15 protein-coding genes are annotated in these 16,103 nt (G+C 64.3%); 8 read left to right on the top strand and 7 right to left on the bottom strand.

Annotated elements, in window-relative coordinates:
- Position 1: 1 nt before the first annotated feature.
- From DEIPE_RS10910 to DEIPE_RS10900, 3 genes are read right to left on the bottom strand one after another with little or no spacing between them, the layout of a single operon-like run.
- Complete coding sequence (locus tag DEIPE_RS10910) at positions 2–1,087, bottom strand: ATP-binding protein (protein WP_015236026.1); 1,086 nt, start codon at positions 1,085–1,087, stop codon at positions 2–4.
- Positions 1,084–2,583, bottom strand: coding sequence for a DUF5691 domain-containing protein (locus tag DEIPE_RS22270; RefSeq protein WP_015236025.1), 1,500 nt, complete (start codon positions 2,581–2,583; stop codon positions 1,084–1,086). The genes DEIPE_RS10910 and DEIPE_RS22270 overlap by 4 nt, the downstream gene beginning before the upstream one ends.
- Positions 2,580–3,953 (bottom strand): SWIM zinc finger family protein, encoded by a 1,374-nt coding sequence (locus tag DEIPE_RS10900; protein ID WP_015236024.1) that lies wholly within the window; start codon positions 3,951–3,953, stop codon positions 2,580–2,582. The genes DEIPE_RS22270 and DEIPE_RS10900 overlap by 4 nt, the downstream gene beginning before the upstream one ends.
- A gap of 180 nt (positions 3,954–4,133) precedes the next feature.
- On the opposite strand from DEIPE_RS10900, the gene DEIPE_RS22265 reads away from it, so the two are divergent.
- On the top strand, positions 4,134–5,987 hold the full coding sequence (locus DEIPE_RS22265; protein ID WP_015236023.1) for a diguanylate cyclase: 1,854 nt from the start codon (positions 4,134–4,136) through the stop codon (positions 5,985–5,987).
- Positions 5,988–6,001: 14 nt separating this feature from the next.
- On the opposite strand, the gene DEIPE_RS10890 is transcribed toward DEIPE_RS22265, so the two are convergent.
- Entirely contained in the window at positions 6,002–6,994 is a 993-nt protein-coding gene (locus tag DEIPE_RS10890) for an aldo/keto reductase (RefSeq protein WP_015236022.1), read from the bottom strand.
- Between the two features lie 183 nt (positions 6,995–7,177).
- Between DEIPE_RS10890 and DEIPE_RS10885 the strand changes: the two genes are divergently transcribed.
- The 5 genes from DEIPE_RS10885 to DEIPE_RS23995 all read left to right on the top strand — a co-directional run bounded on the left by DEIPE_RS10885 (position 7,178) and on the right by DEIPE_RS23995 (position 11,251).
- The gene (locus DEIPE_RS10885; RefSeq protein ID WP_041230844.1) at positions 7,178–7,819 is read left to right on the top strand and encodes a hypothetical protein; all 642 of its coding nucleotides are present in this window, start codon (positions 7,178–7,180) and stop codon (positions 7,817–7,819) included.
- Positions 7,761–8,588: a choice-of-anchor Q domain-containing protein gene (locus tag DEIPE_RS10880; RefSeq protein ID WP_041230843.1), complete on the top strand. Its 828-nt coding sequence runs from the start codon at positions 7,761–7,763 to the stop codon at positions 8,586–8,588. The genes DEIPE_RS10885 and DEIPE_RS10880 overlap by 59 nt, the downstream gene beginning before the upstream one ends.
- A gap of 186 nt (positions 8,589–8,774) precedes the next feature.
- Positions 8,775–9,887, top strand: coding sequence for a DmpA family aminopeptidase (locus DEIPE_RS10875; RefSeq protein WP_041231423.1), 1,113 nt, complete (start codon positions 8,775–8,777; stop codon positions 9,885–9,887).
- A 158-nt stretch (positions 9,888–10,045) separates the two neighbouring features.
- Entirely contained in the window at positions 10,046–10,639 is a 594-nt protein-coding gene (locus DEIPE_RS22260; protein WP_015236020.1) for an SMI1/KNR4 family protein, read from the top strand.
- Positions 10,640–10,792: 153 nt separating this feature from the next.
- On the top strand, positions 10,793–11,251 hold the full coding sequence (locus tag DEIPE_RS23995; protein ID WP_157448838.1) for an SMI1/KNR4 family protein: 459 nt from the start codon (positions 10,793–10,795) through the stop codon (positions 11,249–11,251).
- A gap of 22 nt (positions 11,252–11,273) precedes the next feature.
- Here DEIPE_RS23995 and DEIPE_RS24695 read toward each other — a convergent pair.
- From DEIPE_RS24695 to DEIPE_RS10850, 3 genes are all read right to left on the bottom strand, one after another.
- Positions 11,274–12,300 (bottom strand): IS630 family transposase gene (locus DEIPE_RS24695; RefSeq protein WP_217218443.1). Its coding sequence is split into 2 segments (ribosomal slippage): positions 11,274–12,176 and positions 12,178–12,300, totalling 1,026 coding nucleotides; the frame shifts between segments, so codons are not numbered across the junction.
- A gap of 39 nt (positions 12,301–12,339) precedes the next feature.
- Positions 12,340–12,978 (bottom strand): TVP38/TMEM64 family protein, encoded by a 639-nt coding sequence (locus tag DEIPE_RS10855; RefSeq protein ID WP_015236017.1) that lies wholly within the window; start codon positions 12,976–12,978, stop codon positions 12,340–12,342.
- 294 nt (positions 12,979–13,272) lie between these two features.
- The gene (locus tag DEIPE_RS10850; RefSeq protein WP_015236016.1) at positions 13,273–14,952 is read right to left on the bottom strand and encodes a M3 family oligoendopeptidase; all 1,680 of its coding nucleotides are present in this window, start codon (positions 14,950–14,952) and stop codon (positions 13,273–13,275) included.
- Positions 14,953–15,119: 167 nt separating this feature from the next.
- On the opposite strand from DEIPE_RS10850, the gene DEIPE_RS10845 reads away from it, so the two are divergent.
- Positions 15,120–15,587, top strand: a complete 468-nt coding sequence (locus DEIPE_RS10845) for a CBS domain-containing protein (RefSeq protein ID WP_015236015.1) — start codon at positions 15,120–15,122, stop codon at positions 15,585–15,587.
- 69 nt (positions 15,588–15,656) lie between these two features.
- On the top strand, positions 15,657–15,911 hold the full coding sequence (locus DEIPE_RS10840; RefSeq protein WP_015236014.1) for a hypothetical protein: 255 nt from the start codon (positions 15,657–15,659) through the stop codon (positions 15,909–15,911).
- The last annotated feature ends 192 nt before the right edge of the window (positions 15,912–16,103 follow it).

The raw sequence follows: 16,103 nt of genomic DNA, 5'->3' as shown, positions 1-16,103 counted from the left end.
CTCACGACACCGTGCGGCAGGCGCGGTAAAAGTCCTTCCAGCCGTCGCGCTCCTTGACCACTGTCTCCAGGTATTCCTGCCAGGCCACGCGGTCTTGCACGGGGTCCTTGATGACGGCCCCCACCAGGCTCGCGGCCACGTCGTGCGCGCGCAGCTGCCCGTCGCCGAAGTGCGCGCTGAGCGCCAGGCCGTGGCTCACCACGCTGATCGCCTCGGCGGTGCTGAGGGTGCCGGTGGTGGTCTTGAGTTTGGTTTTTCCGTCTCCGGTCAGGCCGGAGCGCAACTCGCGAAACACGGTCACGACGCGCCGCACTTCTTCGATGGCGGGCGGAACAGCCGGAAGTTCCAGTGAGCGCCCCAGGCTTTCCACCCGGCGCGTCACAATGCTCACCTCGTCTTCCAGGCTGTCCGGAACGGGCAGAATAACGGTGTTGAAGCGCCGCTTGAGGGCGCTGGAGAGTTCGTTGACGCCACGGTCGCGGTTGTTGGCCGTGGCGATCAGGTTGAAACCGCGCACGGCCTGCACCTCGTCGTTGAGTTCCGGAATCGGCAGGGTCTTTTCGGAAAGGACCGTGATGAGGCTGTCCTGCACGTCGCTGGGAACCCGGGTAAGCTCTTCCAGACGGGCGAGCTTGCCCGTCTGCATGGCGCGCACGATGGGACTTTCAACCAGGGCGGCCCGGCTGGGCCCTTCGGCGAGCAGGCGGGCGTAATTCCAGCCGTAACGAATGGCTTCCTCGCTCGTGCCGGCCGTGCCCTGCACCAGCAGGGTGCTGTCACCACTGATGGCGGCGGCGAGATGCTCGCTGACCCAGCTCTTGGCCGTACCGGGGACACCCAGCAGCAGCAGCGCCCGGTCGGTGGCCAGGGTCGCGACGGCAATTTCTATCAGACGGCGCTCCCCCACGTACTTCGGGGTGATGTCGGTACCGTCCTCCAGCGTGGCGCCCATCAGGTACGTCACGACGGCCCAGGGACTGAGCTGCCAGTTGGGCGGACGCTGCCGGTCGTCGAACTGCGCGAGGGCGCGCAGTTCGTGGGCGTATTCGTGCTCGGCGTGCTGACGAAGAATGGGGATCGCAGTCATGAGGAAAGCTCCTTGTGTATGGTGTGGCGCAGGTGCAGGGTGGCGGTGAACTGTTCGGCAAGGTGTTGGTAGGCCTCCCAGTGCGGAGCCTGGGTCGGCCACGCGGCCTGAATTTCATCCGCGAGTTCGGGTGGGGCATGCAGCGCCGCGTGGGTGAGCAGACCCTGCCAGGGCCAGCGGGCGCTGTCAGGTGCCTGATGCATCAGGGCGCGCAGCCGGGCGAGCAGGGCGCGGGTGAGTTCGGCACTCCAGGGGTGCGTGCTGGCGTGCAGGATCAACGCCACGCCTGGGGGCAGGTGCTTTCCGGTGTAGCGCAGCTGTCGCAAGGCCAGGGCTTCCCGGCGCTCCTCGGGCAGGGCGGCGACAAGCAGGCGGTACTGCTCGTCGAAGGTGTCACGTTCCTGCAGCAGCGCGTCCGCCCACCGGGCGTGAGCGCAGCGTGCCGCGCTTTCGGCAAAACCGTTCAGCAGGGGACCGGCCCACTCGCTCGCGCGCGCGAGTTCCACGATGCGCGCCTCGGTCAGGTCCCAGCGGTGCGTCCAGAAGTCGGGGTGCGTGCGGCCGACGAGTTGCTGCAGCCACCACGCGCGCTCACCCACGCCCGTGCCGCCGCTGAATTTGGGGTTGAGACCGTCGCGGACCATGCTTTTGTCGCACTCACCGGGCAATTCCACACGAAGTACACTGCGTTTGAGCAGGTGACCGCGCTCCAGTTGCAGCAGGGGCGCGAGGCGCGAGTGCATGCGCCGGGCCAGGCGGCTTTGCGGCAACTGGGCCAGCAGGTCGGCAGCCTGGGCGCGCACTTCGCGGCGCCGGTCGTCGAGGGCGGCTTCCAGGAAGTCCTCGTCGGCCTGGCTGAGATTGACGCTCAGGGCGGCCATGAAGGCGGCGCGGTCGTCGGGGGGTTCGCTGGCCCAGGTGGAGCTCAGCAGTGCCAGGGCGGCACGTGGATCGCGCTCGCGCTCACGGCGCAGCGCAAGCGCGCGCGCTTCCCGTCCGGCCGTCTGCCAGATCTCCGCTGTTTCACCTTCGTCTTCCGCGCCCAGTGCCCAGCTCCAGTCCCGGTTGTGCTGCGCCAGCCAGGCGCCGCGCCCTCCCAGCAGGGGCAAAACGAGCGGGCGCAGGGCACGGCTCTGCCGTCCGGCGTCCAGCAAGGCAGGCAGTGCACCGTGCGGCGCGCGGCGACCCGTGCGGGCGGCCAGCAGCAGCCACTCGGGGAGCAGGGTGGGGTGCGCGACGAGGATTTGTCCCAGACGCCGGGCAGCGTGTTCGTCCACGGCGGGCCGCTCCTCGGGCGGGCTGGAAGGCAGGGGGGTGCGCGCGGTCGTCTCGACCTGCCCGCCCGCGCGGCGCTGCAGGCCCAGCGCGGCGGCCTGTCCCAGCACTTTTGATTCGGGGTCCAGTGCCTGCAACTTCAGCAAGCCCGCCTCGGGAATCTTCGCCTGCCGCTCTGTCCCGATCAGCGCGGCGGTGACGAGCTCGGTCCAGGCGCTCATGCGCTCACCCCGGCGGCCTCGGTTTCCTGGGGCAGGTCCACGCTGAAGCCCAGTGTGGTCAGGGCGTGCCAGCCCTGCGCGTTGCCGACCGCGAGGGGAGAGAGGGTCTGACCGTCCCATTCGCCGCACAAACTGACGCTTTCGCCGCCGCTGAAGGCCAGCAACGACCAGCCGCCCTGAAAACTGGCAGGCAAGGACAGGGAGTGACCGGATTCGTCCTGCACCTGCCAGACCGCTGTGCGCCCCCCCGGCGGCCACACGTGGACACGCTGGAGCGTGAGCGGAAAGCGTTCCAGCCAGGGGTTACGGGCCAGCGCCCCGGCAAAGCGGCGCAGGGCGCTCGGGATATCCGGGTGGCCCGGTGGGCCGCGCCACGGACGCTGGCTTCCCTGCTGCCTGACCAGGGCGCGCAGAGGCAGGGTGGCGGGGTAAAAGCAAAGTTCGGCGTCCTGCACGGTGCCCACCGGCAGAGCGGGCGCAAGCGGCGTACTGGCGTGCGCGAAATCGAGGATCAGGGCCTCCTGTCCCTGGGGACCGCTCAGCCAGGTGCGGCGCACCGTGAGGCGCTCTTCTTGCTCACTGATCTGTCCCACCACCGCCCAGGGCCCGGAGTGCGCCGGGCCGCTCAGCACGCTGGCCGCGTCAGGGTTCCAGCCGAGCGCAGAGCGCAGTTCGCATTGCAGGTCAGGGGGTAAGGTCTCCAGACGGCGGTAGCCTTCCACCAGCAGGTGCAGGCGTCCGAGGCGCTCCAGCAGACGTTCGGGCCAACCCTCGCCGCTGGCGGGAACGGTGGCCAGTTCGCGCACCAGGCGTGCGGCACCCGGCGCCTGGGCGTCGACGAGGCGGGCGGCCATCAGTTCCCAGAAGCGGTAAGGCTGGGTTCCCAGGGACACGAACCCACTGCGCACCAGGTCGCGCAGCCACAGGCCGAGTTCTTCCAGGCCCGCGCGAATCTTCTCGTCACGGGCTTCCTGACGCCTGGCTTTGGCGCTCGGGTCGCCGTCCTGCCGGGCAGTTTTTTCGGCCCGGGCCTGTTGACGGCTGGCGCGGCTCTCGAGCCACTCGACCACCCAGGCGGGCGGGGTCGCGTCCTGAAAGGCTGAGGAATCGTGGCTGCGCAGCAGCAGCAGGCCGAGCGCGTGCTTGCAGGGAAACTTCCGGCTGGGACACGAACAGCGTGCGGTGAGGTCGCTCAGGTCGACCTGGGTCTGGTAAGGCGTTTTGCCGCTTCCCTGACATTCGCCCCAGGCTGCTCGCGAGTTGCCGCCCAAACCGGACCACCGGGCAGGAACGCTCAGCGCACCGGCCGCCTTGGCAGAACTGGTGTCGGGAGCAAGCGCCATCACCTGTTCGGCGGTCAAGGACGACACGGCGGGATGATTCCTCTTTCAATGAATGTCCTCATGCTTGAAATCAGAGTAACATTACAAAGTGATTATGTAAATAGCATAAAACAGCTGTAGATTCTCCTCGGCTGTAAGTATTGTGTGACTAAATTAAAGATAAGATGAAGCGTCCCTGGTGACGTGAAAGGACCGCTGAGCCACCCCATGACCCTCGCTGCTTATATCCTGCGCACACTGGCCATTCTGTGGCTGTTCGTGGCCGTCATCGCGGCGCTGCTTTATCTGGGAATCGAGCGCCAGACCGGGCATGCCCGCACCACGGCGCGGTTGCAGGGCGAGAGCAAACAGCTCAAGGTCATCCTGAAGAGCGTCGTCGACCTCGAGACCGGCGTGCGCGGATATCTGCTGGCACGTCAGGACGTATTCCTCGAACCCTACCATGCGGCGCAGGCGCGCCTGGACGCGGAGTTTGCGACCCTGGAACGCCTGATCGCCGCCCAGCTTCCGCCCGAGGCCGTCCAGGCGCGCCAAGCACGCGTCATGCAGGCACGCACCGTGCTGCAGCGCTGGGAGCGCGAAGTGGCCGTGCCAGAGATCCGCGCGGTTCGGGAAGACAATTTCGATCAAGCCGTCGAGCTCGTCAAGACCCAGCACGGCAGGCGGCTGGTCGACGAGTTCCGGCAGATCATCTCCTCGCTGCAGAGCGATCTCGACGCCGAGCTGAGCGCTCAGCAGCAACGGGCCGCTGCCGTGACGCGGTGGGTACATCACCTGATCATCCTCAGCCTGCTGGCTCTGGTGGCCACTTCGGTCCTGATCGGCTACTGGCTTGCCCGGCAACTTTCGCGTATTTTCGGCCAGCTCACCGAGGTGACCAGTTGCTTTTCCGCCGGAGACCTGCAGGTCCGTGCCCCACAGGCCAGCCTGCACGAAGCGCAGACGCTGGCCATGAACTTCAACGGCATGGCTGACGCCCTGCAGGCCAGCCACGCGCAGCTGCAGCAGCGCAACGAGGTGCTGCAGGACAAGAATGCCGACATTCGGCGCGCTCACTTCGAAGGCGCGCAGCTCGCCGCGCTGAGCGACACCCTGCAGGCCTGCTATACCGTGCAGGAAGGCTATGAGGCGCTGCAGCAGGCCCTGCCCACGCTGTTTCCAGGCTGGAGCGGCGCCCTGAGCGTCATCGCCGCGTCGCGCAACGTCACCGAGGTCAAGGCGCAGTGGGGAACAGGCGAGTGGCGCACCCAGGAAACCGTCGCTTCGCCTGGTGCCTGCTGGGCTCTGCGGCGCGGACAGGCCTACACCCTGGAAAATCCCATGCACACGGCCTGTCCGCAGCAAGGCGAGGATCGGCAGGGTGTCTACGTGTGCCTGCCCCTCGTCGCGCACGGCGAAGCGCTGGGCACCTTGCGCCTGAACGCTCAGGACAAGGAAGCGGATTACCCGACGACTGCGCCCACGCGCGCCTTTGCCACGCAGATCGCCAGGCAGGTCGCGCTGGCCATCGCCAATCTGCAGCTGCGTGACACCCTGCGCCACCAGAGCGTGCGCGATCCCCTCACGGGCCTGCACAACCGCCGCTACCTCGAAGAATCCCTGACGCGCGAACTGCAGCGTGCGACACGCCAGCGCTCACCGCTCAGCCTGCTGGCCCTTGACATCGATCATTTCAAAGCCTTCAACGACACCTTCGGGCACGACGGCGGCGACGCCATGCTGAGCGCGGTCGCGCAGTGCATGCGCGAATTTTTCCGCAGCGAGGACATCGTGTGCCGTTTCGGCGGCGAGGAATTCGTGGTGGCGCTGCTCGACACGCCCCACCACGAGGCCCTGCAGCGCGCCGAAGGGTTCCGGCGCCTGATCAGTGCCCAAAGCGTGCAGCACAAGGGCGTCTCGCTTGGCTGCGTCACCGTCTCCATCGGCGTCTCCGCCTTTTCGGCAGACGGCCAGGACCACCAGGCCCTTTTCGCGAGCGCCGACCGCGCGCTCTACCAGGCCAAACGGCAGGGCCGCAATCAGGTCGTAAGTGCCCAGGCAGCCCTGGAAACGCCCGCCTGACGGCCCAGCGGCGCTCAGGTCCAGGGCAGCTGAGCGCGTCGTCGCCAGTATTCTTCAGGTCGCTCCTGCAGGCTGCCCAGTTCCTGCAGCGTCTCTTCGTCCAGCGTCACGGAGAGCGCTTCCAGGTTGCTGTGCAGCTGCGCCTCGCCGGTCGCGCCGCTCAGGACCACGTCCACAAAAGGCTGGGCGAGCGCCCCCGCGATGGCCAGCGCGTCGGGTGTGACGCCCAACCGCACACTGACCTGGCGCAAGACAGGAGACGCAGCTTCAAGGCCACGGATGGTAAGGAGGCCGTTGGCCACGGCCTCCTTGATGATGACCCCCCAGCCACGTGCCCCTGCCTGCTGCAGGGCCGCTCCTGCACTGGGATCGAGCAGGTTCCAGGTGGCCTGCACGACCTGAAACAGCTCCTGTCCGTCCACGCGCACCTGCAAGGCGCGCTCCAGCGTTTCGGCCTGCCGTGCGCCGCTCACCGAGAGGCCGACCGCGATTCCCGTTTCACGCAAGGCCAGCAGGCGCTGCTGCAGCCTTTCGTCGTGCAGGGCCGGGCTGTCCGGCGTGACGGAATGCACCATGTACAGCCGCAGCCAGGGCTGTAGCAGCGCGCGGGTCTGGGGCCATTGACGCTCGAAGGTGGCCAGCGAGTGCTCCTTGACTTCGTGCTGCTCGGCCTGGGTCTGCCAGTTCGCGGTGTAGGTGTAGCCCCACTTGGAACCCACGGTCACGTCCTCAGAAGACAGGCTACGCTCACGCAGCCAGGCGCTCAGGAACTCCTCGGCCCGGCCGTACGAGCGGGCCGCGTCGAAGTACCGCACGCCACGGGCAAGGGCGGCGTCAAGCACCGCAAAAGCGCGTTGCTGCATGGCCTCTACTTCGTACTGCCCGCCCAGATCGTCTGCGTGCCCCAGGTTGATGTACCCTGGTCGGCCCAGGGCCGCGAGACCCAGGCCAAGGCGGGAAACGGGAATGGCCGTGTCACCCAGCGTGGGCGCGTCAGGAAAAGGCATGCCCTCGTATACCACGTCCAGCTTTGACTGCCCGGCTGCGCCTCATCAGATTCCGGGCTGACGCCTTATGAGGTGTGAGTGAAGCTTCCTTGATTCCCTCAACCTTTATGAAGGCAGACTCCAGGCTAGAATTCTGGCACTTCCCCGCAAAGCCTGTGTTCCCCTCAGCTGCAGGAGCGCCTCATGCTCGACCTCCGCTTTCGTTCGCTTTATCCTTTCGCCCTGCTGGGGTTCCTCGCTACCGCGTGTGGCACCGTGCCTCCTGCACCCGCAAACCGGTCTTCTCTTCCGGACCCTGGAGACTTGCAATTGCGTGTGGCCAGTTCCGGCAACACCTATTACGTCGACTGCAAAAACGGCAACGACGCCAACTCGGGCCTGAGTGAAACCCAGGCCTGGAAATCACTGGCCAAAGCCAACGCCGCCGGCCTCGGACCTGGCAGCGCCTTGCTGTTCAAACGCGGCTGCACCTGGGATGGGCAGCTCAGGGCTGGCTGGACCGGCGAGGCCACCCTGCCCGTCGTCATCAGCGCGTACGGCAGCGGCAGCCTGCCGCGGATCCGGACTGTCGGATCACAGCAGATTGCCGTGGACGTGCGCGGAACACATCAGCTGCTCGAACACCTTGAAGCGATGGTCGGAAACCGGACCGGGTCGCGGCGCCGTGCGCTGCCCAAAACAGGCCGTCGGATGGCGGGTCGGTTTCACGTTTCACGGCAGCCACAACACGGTCAGGTACTCCACCGCCAGCCGTTTCACCGCTGCTATGCACTTTGTCAGCGGAAGTACCGGCAACAAGGCCCTGCACAACACCCTCAAAAATAACGACATCATGAGCCGCAACGACGCCGATCATGGCGACAACGACAGCGGCGCCTGGGGCGTGCTGCTCAACGCGAGCGGCAACGAGGTCGCGCACAACAGCTTCAGCGGCAACATCGCCTGCAGCGAGGATTACGGCATCGAGGGGGCCAGCGTCGAGATCTACCATGCGGGCAACAACCTGATCCGTCACAACAGCAGCGTCAACGACTCGACCTTCAGCGAACTTGGCGGCCAGAGTGAGGGCAACACCTTCGCCTTCAACCTGTTCGCACCCCTGAACGAAACGTCACAGAAAGCCGCCGAGTTCCTGATCGTGCCGGGCAACAAGGGCACGCGGGTGTACAACAACACCGCTTACAAGGTGCAGGTGGGTCTGGCGTGCTTCAGAACCTGCGATACGAGCGTCCTGGATTTTCGCAACAACATCGTGGTGGGCGCGAGCAACGCCCGAAAAAGTGAGTTTTACAGCGACGCCGTCCCCCTGGAAAGCCACAATGTCTTCGGACGGATCGACGCTTTCCCGCAGTATTTCAGCGGAGGATCATCTCCCCCGGCCAGCACGCTGCTGCTCAGCGCCGGTCAGACGAACACGCTGTTTGTCTCTTCCAGCGAAAGCAATTTCCGCCTCGGTGCGAGCAGTGCTGCCGTGGATGCCGGCAATCCCGAGTTGACGTTTCTCGCCGAGCTTGGAATCAGCACCGACCTTGATAACAGACCCGTACCCTATGGTCGGGCACCGGACGCCGGGGCTTACGAGCGACAGTACTGATCGACAGCGACTGCACTTTTTCTGTGCACCCGGCAGTAGGGCGCGGACATCCTGATACCCTCGAAAATCGCACATGGCCTGCAGCAAATGATCGGCGCAGCGCAGGCAATGACCGCGCAGACCAGGCGTCGCCACGACTGCACACCCGACGCGGGCTCACTGATCGGCCGTTTGTTACAGTGCGGCATGCCTGACCCGCCGTTTCCGACTCGCGGACGCCTGCGCGACCTGGGTTTTGCCCCGGGTATTCTGCCCACTGGCCCGTTCAACGCCATCACCGACGTGAGCGGCGTGCAGGTCGGCCACTTCACGCTCCTGATCGGCGATGCAGTTCAGACGGGCGTGACGGCCGTCGTACCGCACGACGGCAATCCCTTCGAGGAGCGCGTTCCGGCCGGCGTGGCGGTGGGAAACGGCTTCGGGAAGTTCGTAGGGCTGACCCAGGTACAGGAACTCGGCGAGCTCGAAACGCCCATTCTCCTCACGAATACCCTCAGCGTCGCTCCTGTCATGCAGGGACTGCTCGACTGGACGCTCGCACGCAATTCTCGGGCACGCAGTGTGAATGCGGTCGTGGGGGAAACCAACGATGGCGTCGTGAATGACATTCGCGCGCGTGCCGTGCAACCCGAGCACGCCCTGAGCGCGCTGGGGGTCGCCCGGAGCGGCCCGGTGGCCGAAGGTTGTGTCGGCGCGGGCACCGGCACCGTCGCTTTCGGCTGGAAAGCAGGCGTGGGCACCAGTTCCCGCGTACTCCCCGCGGCGCTCGGCGGATACACGGTGGGCGTCCTGGCGCAGGTCAACTACGGGGGCGTCCTGCAAGTCGCCGGTGTTCCGGTGGGACAGCTTGCCGGTCAGTACTACCTGCGTGAATTTCAGGACCGAGGCGACGCCGATGGCTCGGTCGTGTTCATCATCGCCACGGACGCGCCGCTCTCGGACCGCAACCTGGAGCGTCTCGCTTCGCGCGCCTTCCTGGGCCTCGGACGGACAGGTTCGGCCATGACCAACGGCAGTGGGGACTACGCCCTGGCATTTTCCACCGCACCGCAGGTGCGCCGCACCCCGCAGCGTCGCGCAATGGTCTGGTCACCGCTCGATTTGCCCAACGATCTCGTCTCGCCGCTGTTTCAGGCCGTCATCGAAGCCACCGAGGAAGCCATCCTGAACGCCCTGTGCAAGGCCGCACCGGTACGCACGTACGATGGCCGCCAGATCGACGCGTTGCCTCTCGACCTGCTCGTTCGCGTTTGTGATTTTCAGCTCCGGGTTGAACAGGAGGCACGCAACAGACCGTGACCGCCCACGCTTACTGACTCCTGCTTTACTCAGGTACGAGTTCTGGTGAGGCCGGCAACCCCATCAGCACTACAAGGTCCTGTCAGCCACAAAGTTGTCAGCCACAAGGTACGAAAAGTGAGCGCAAGAGATCCACGGTCACGCGCTACCCTAAAAAGATGTCCGACGCAGACTGGGACCAGCTCTTCGACGAGCAGCACGAACGCCCACCTGGCGCGACGCCAGCTCAACTGGAACAGTTGAACGTTAACCTTTTTCGACCCTTTTCAACTCGCGAATTGGCTGAAGCCAACATCGTCACGGTAATGGACGCTCAACACATCGCCGCCCTCAAGGATGACGCCCCACAGCTTCTTGCCACTGCACAACGTTCTCCAGCTCATTCCTGGGTCCTTCCCAAACGGCAGCTTCCCATCACGTTCCTCGATCTGCTGCGCTGGTCCGACGGCCCAATCGTCGCTCACAAGAAACTCTTCCTGCAATTCTTCACGACCAGCGGCATCAACGGCATACGTGAGATGCTGCTCGCCTACCACTTCCCAAAGTACCTCCCGGGCTTCGTACCCTTTGCACTCGACGGGTGTGGCAACTTCGCTGCGTTCGACATGCGCGGCGCACCCGCAAACGGCGAGTACCCCATTGTGGCGATGTCGTCGGGGAATCTGTTCGAAGACGACGCCGTTGTCGTCGCGGACAACTTCGTTGAATTCTGTTATGGCTCCCGCTCGCTAGAAAGCTACCTGTTTGATTGACCAATCAGACCTTTTCACCTGTGTATGCCGTCTGGGCACAGTATGCACAGAGACACAGCGCTGAATAAGCGTCCAGCCAACACCGACACAACCCGGTCCGAGTGCCCCCACAGCCATCTCCATAACTTGATTCTGCTGCTGTTACCCTCAAGCATGCCCATTGTGTTACCCGAGAGTGTGGAACGCCAGCTGACGAGTGATAACTACCAGCGAGACAACCCATCTTGCGTTACAGCGGCCCTGAACGACCTCGGCGTGCGTCCCTCAACGGCGTTTGTCGAGTTCTACTCACGGTTCACAGGAGCGGTTGGGAGTGACACGGTGCACTTCGAGCTGCTCGATCTATGCGAAAACGGCGAGGACAATATCCTGCATCTGACTCAGGCTGCGCGGGAACACATCGGTCTGGCACATCGTTTCCTGATGCTTGCTCCATACGGGGATGGTGGTTTTCTGATTCTTGATACGGAAAGCGATCAGGTGTTCTACGTGGACGCAGAAGGTGGTACTGACGACGTTGCGAATGGCGTCGTCGAACCCGAAGCAACATCATTCCATGAGTTTCTCGCTTCGTACTTCGCCGGCCCTGTCGATACCCCGTCCGTAGCCTGACTTGATGTTTACCTGGGGCAGTTCAGGTGGTACACGGCAAAGCGAAGGCGCAGGCGGCGAAGAACGATGGGACCAGTTGATTTCGGCGGAGGCGTTGCCAGGCGTACCGCAAACGCTCCTTCAAGTCGGCCACGCTCTTGGCGCAGAAGTTCCCAAACACGTTCTTTTTCACGTACGCCCATAGCCACTCAATGGGATTCAGTTCCGGCGCGTAACCCGGCAGGTATTCCAAGCTCAGTCGTGGGTGCTGCTCGACCAGCTCGCTCACGCACTTCGCCCTGTGGATCATCGCTTGATCAAGCACGACAACAATCGTGCCGGGAACGTGGTCGAGCACGTGCTCCAGAAAGGCGACTACCTGAGGAGCTTTAATCGCTCCCACGTGCGTATGCTGCAAGAATTTCCCGCTACTGGTGATCGCTCCGATCACAGATAGGTGCGTCCAACGCAACTTCGTAGGAACAACCGGAGTTTGGCCTTTACGCGCCCAGGTTCTCGCTGCGGTGGTTTTCAAGCTGAAGCCGCTTTCGTCTAAAAACACAACTGTTGTGCCCTGCTCGATTTTTTCCCCCAACTCCACACCGCGAGTCCTTATCCACGTCTGGATACTTTCTTCGTTTCGCTCCACAGCGCGTTTATCGGGCTTTTGAACACTGAAGCCCAGTTTGATCAGTAGCTTGTAGACGTGGTCGACGTGATACCACACCCCGAACTGCTGGCCAATCACTTCTCGGACCCGTGGCGAGGTCCATTGCTCATTTGGAAATCCGTACGACTTGGCGCCAGCGTCGATCAATGCGCCCAAGCGTTGCTCCTGCTCGGTGGTGAGCTGCTTGGGTCTTCCGCCGCCGGTGCTGGCGATGAGGGCACGGTCTCCGTATTCTCGGAGCTTTTTGCGCCATTTTCGGACAGTGGCGTCATTCACCACCGAGGTACCGCGCTATTTCTGTGCAAGTATGCGTATCTTCGTCGAGGAGACGCTGACCCTCCAAGCGTCGTTCTTCGAGTTGCTTGCGGCTGAGGGTGCTGGGCTGCCACTTCCCGTTCACGCCTCACCGGCTATAAACCGTACCTGAGAAAAACAGGTGTCAATAACGGGTGCCAATGCCTCTGCGCGTCAGCGCCCATCCGACCAGCCAGGTGATCCCCGCCACGGGCAACACCAGCGCCACCACCAGCGGCAAGGGAAGCTGCAAGGCCGCGACGCCCAGCAGCGAGTACAGCAGCGCCGCCGGCAGGGACCCCAGCAGGGTCATGCCGAGCGCGGTCCGCCACGGCATATGCGAAGTGCCCGCCAGGATGGTCACGACCTCTGCCAGCAGTGGCAGGGGCCGTGTCACCACGATGGCCAGGGCGCCCCAGCGGCGCAGCAGTTCTTCACCGCGCTCATGGGCAGTCCTCGGAACGAGCCGCTGCACGAGCGGCCCACCACGGCGACCGATGGCAAAACTCAAGGCGCCCGCGCCCAGGCTGCCGGTCAGCGACAGCGAGGCACCCACGGCGAAGCCGAACAGTGCGCCGTTCGCCACCATCACGACATTCGACGGAACCGGCACCAGCACGTCCACGGTCAGCAGCGCCACGCCCAGCAGGGCCGTACCCGGTCCCGCGTGTTGCAGCCACGGCGTCGGGTCGCTCAGCAGGGGAAACTGCAAGGCCTCGAAGATCACGAACAGCAAAATCAGTACCCCGAGCAGTGCGGCGACGACGGCGAGGTAGCGCTTCAAGCGGGCGCCTCCATCAGAGGAGCACAAAATGAAGTCAACACCCGACGATTCTACCGACCGCTAGAGCGGTCCGGCGTGACAGGGGCATGACGCGTGGCAACGACGGTCCACCTGGTCATCAGGCCACCCGGTCATCAGGGAGGTCAGCTGCGAAGAGAGACCCGGAGCCTGCCGGGCACCCTGATGCCGGGCGCCCTGATGATCGGGTGCGCGCAACATCCGCCCCGCACGACCTGCGGCGCACCTGGTCCGGCGGAAAGGGAGCGCCGCGGCGGCACTCCCCCGTGTGTTGACTCAGGCGCGGTATTGCTCTTCCAGGAATGCCATCAGTCGGCCCACGTGCGCTTCGTCGAACGCCAGGGTCGTTCCGGCGACCTCGAAGAGTTCGGGCAGCGAACGCGTTCCGCCCAGCGACAAGGCGTACAGGTACTGCTCCAGCGCCGTCTGCTGATCGGCCAGTGCACCTCGCCACACCTGAATTGCCCCCAGCCACGCGATGGCGTAATCCAGATAGTACAGCGGGTATCCGTACAGGTGCAGGTACTGCCAGCCTTTCTGAATGTAGCCTTCCAGCCCGTCATAATTCACGTGCGGAAAGTAGGCGCGCATCAGGCTGAGCCACTTGGCGTCCAGTTGCCCAATCGAGACATCCTCACCGGTTTCGGTGTAGACCCAGTGCTGAAAACTGTCGAGCACTGCGGCGAAAGGCAGAAAGGTGATGATGCTGTCCAGTTGCTCCTCGCGTACGCGCGGCAGATCCGCTTCGTCGTACAAGCCGCCCTGAGCGCGCGACAGGAACGGCAGGGTCAGCAGTTCCATCGATTGTGACGCGACTTCTGCGAACTCCGCGCCGGGATGGCGCGCGAACACCAGGATGTCAGGCCGGCTGGAAGCAAAGACGTGAAAGGCGTGTCCGGCCTCGTGAAACAGCACCGAGGCGTCGCGCACCGTGCCCACGAAGTTTCCGTGCAAAAAAGGCACGCCCTGCGTGGGAAAAGAAGCGCAGTACGCGCCAGGCGCCTTGTTCCTGCGGGATTCGAGGTCCAGGTAACCGCGCTCGCGCATCAGGTCGAACTGCTCGCCCAGCTTTGGGGCGAGCCGGTGAAAGATGCGCGAAGAGGCGTCCTCAAGCTCCTCGATGCTGCCAAAGGCCGCAATGGCTTCCCGACCGAGCGGATCGGCCCGCAGGTCCCAGGGACGCAGCGACTCGACGTTCATCTGTCGGCGGTGCGCTTCCTTGCGGCGTGACACGAGCGGAACCACGTGTGCCTGAATGGCCTGATGCAGCAGCTGACTGTCGCCTGGCGTGTAGTGAAAACGTTTGAGCTGCAGCCAGCGATAATCGCGGTAATTGTCAAAACCGGCGTTTCGCGCGGCCTGACGGCGCAAGGCGAGCAACTCCAGAAAGATCCGGTCGAGTTCAGGTGCGATGCGCGCAGTCACGTCCTGCATGGCACGCCAGGTGCGTTCACGCAGCTCGCGGTCAGGACTGAGCAGCTTCACCTGCGCCTGCGGCAGCGTCAGTTCCTCACCGTTCAGGGTGACGGTCAGGCCACCGGTGAGTTTGTAGTACTCATTGACGAGGTTGGTCATGCGCACTTCCAGCTCGACGTTCTCCTCGCGGTAAAGTTCGGCGTCCGTGCGCAGCTTGCGCAGCATCAGCACTTCGTTCTCACCGGGCTGGTAGCCCTCCACTGCCAGCAGTTTCCGGTTCAGTTCCTGCGAGGCCTGCTGCACTTTCGGGCGGACCTCGCGCACGAAGCTCAGGTAGGCTTCTTCTGCGGGCACATCGGCCGTGTTGCGGTCACGCGCGCGGCGCAGGGTGATGTCGGTGTCACCAACCAGCTTTTCGAGGTCGCTCCAGTCACGCAAAAAGGCCGGCACCTGCGCCGGGTCGAGCGGGCGTTCCCGCAAGGCTTGGTAGCGGGGTTCGAAGTGCGTCCAGTCGTGCGTCGCTTGGGGTGTATTGGTCATATTCGGTCTCTGGCAAGGTAGCACCGTGGCCCCAACTCACGCACCCCGTCGCGCCCAGGTTCCCTCGGGTGCCGGGCGGCCAGCGTTCGGCTGCATGATGACTTCTTGGTCCTTCACGATGCTGCGTTTCAGGCTCGGCCGGTACGGTTGAAGCCTGGAGGTGGATCATGCAGGTAAGGCAAGTGATGACCAACGATCCCGTCTGCTGCACGCCGGACACCAACTTGCGCGATGTCGCGGCCATGATGGTCGAGTACGACTGCGGCAGCGTTCCCGTCGTCGAGAATTACGACAACATGCGTGCCGTTGGCGTCGTGACCGACCGCGACATTACCGTCCGTACCGTCGCCGCCGGTAAAAATCCGCTGGAGTGCTGCGCGCAGGACGCCATGACGGACACCGTCGTGAGCATCTCCCCCGAAGCGGACCTGATGGACGCCATCCGCCTGATGGAGGAAACCAAAGTGCGCCGTCTGCCGGTCACGAGCGCGAACGGGGCAGTCGTCGGCATGGTCGCGCAGGCGGACGTGATTCGCAACGTCGACAACGAGGATGCCGGTCTGGTGGTGCGGGAAGTCTCACGACCGACAGACGGGCCCAACGAAGTCAATCAGGACGTCCGCCACGACAGTTGAACACCTGACGGGTCACGCGGCAGGCTTAGGGTGAACGTTTGCGCCGCACGACCCGACGAGGGAGGAACGTTGCACACATTGACGAAACGCTGGCTGGAACTGCTGTCCATCGTCCTGATCGGCGACGGGGTGGTCTCGGTCGTGCGCCCGGTGGGACACAGCCTGACCTGGTGGGCGCCCCTGCCCGGCGTGCAGCCCCTGATGGAGTGGTGCGCCGAGCGGCCCCTTGCCACGCGCCTGATCGGCGCTTCGCAGGTAGCCGTCGGCTTGGCGATCAACGCCGCGCTGTCACGAGACGAACGGCGAACTCTTCCCGAGAACTGACACAGGCCAAAAAACTGGAAGGGTCGGCGGTAGCCGACCCTTCCAGTTTTGCCGAAGAGACACCCGCACGGAGACACACGCACGGGGCTGAAGGCACCCAAAGCCGTGAGATGACTCAAGACGGGGTTCATCTGTTTGAGGTACACCGCGAGAACTTGGCCCAGACACTTTCACGTCCTTGCCAATCGTTTG

This window comes from Deinococcus peraridilitoris DSM 19664, assembly GCF_000317835.1.
Taxonomy (GTDB): domain Bacteria; phylum Deinococcota; class Deinococci; order Deinococcales; family Deinococcaceae; genus Deinococcus_A; species Deinococcus_A peraridilitoris.
Note: the sequence above shows the minus strand (reverse complement) of the source record. Positions and strands in the feature narration are given on the sequence as shown.

Excerpts from the sequence above, each read along its gene's own strand:
- DEIPE_RS10910 (WP_015236026.1), bottom strand. The coding sequence starts at position 1,087 with ATGACTGCGATCCCCATTCTTCGTCAGCACGCCGAGCACGAATACGCC.
- DEIPE_RS22270 (WP_015236025.1), bottom strand. The coding sequence starts at position 2,583 with ATGAGCGCCTGGACCGAGCTCGTCACCGCCGCGCTGATCGGGACAGAG.
- DEIPE_RS22265 (WP_015236023.1), top strand. The coding sequence starts at position 4,134 with ATGACCCTCGCTGCTTATATCCTGCGCACACTGGCCATTCTGTGGCTG.
- DEIPE_RS10890 (WP_015236022.1), bottom strand. The coding sequence starts at position 6,994 with ATGCCTTTTCCTGACGCGCCCACGCTGGGTGACACGGCCATTCCCGTT.
- DEIPE_RS10885 (WP_041230844.1), top strand. The coding sequence starts at position 7,178 with ATGCTCGACCTCCGCTTTCGTTCGCTTTATCCTTTCGCCCTGCTGGGG.
- DEIPE_RS10880 (WP_041230843.1), top strand. The coding sequence starts at position 7,761 with ATGCACTTTGTCAGCGGAAGTACCGGCAACAAGGCCCTGCACAACACC.
- DEIPE_RS10875 (WP_041231423.1), top strand. The coding sequence starts at position 8,775 with ATGCCTGACCCGCCGTTTCCGACTCGCGGACGCCTGCGCGACCTGGGT.
- DEIPE_RS22260 (WP_015236020.1), top strand. The coding sequence starts at position 10,046 with ATGTCCGACGCAGACTGGGACCAGCTCTTCGACGAGCAGCACGAACGC.
- DEIPE_RS23995 (WP_157448838.1), top strand. The coding sequence starts at position 10,793 with ATGCCCATTGTGTTACCCGAGAGTGTGGAACGCCAGCTGACGAGTGAT.
- DEIPE_RS10850 (WP_015236016.1), bottom strand. The coding sequence starts at position 14,952 with ATGACCAATACACCCCAAGCGACGCACGACTGGACGCACTTCGAACCC.
- DEIPE_RS10845 (WP_015236015.1), top strand. The coding sequence starts at position 15,120 with ATGCAGGTAAGGCAAGTGATGACCAACGATCCCGTCTGCTGCACGCCG.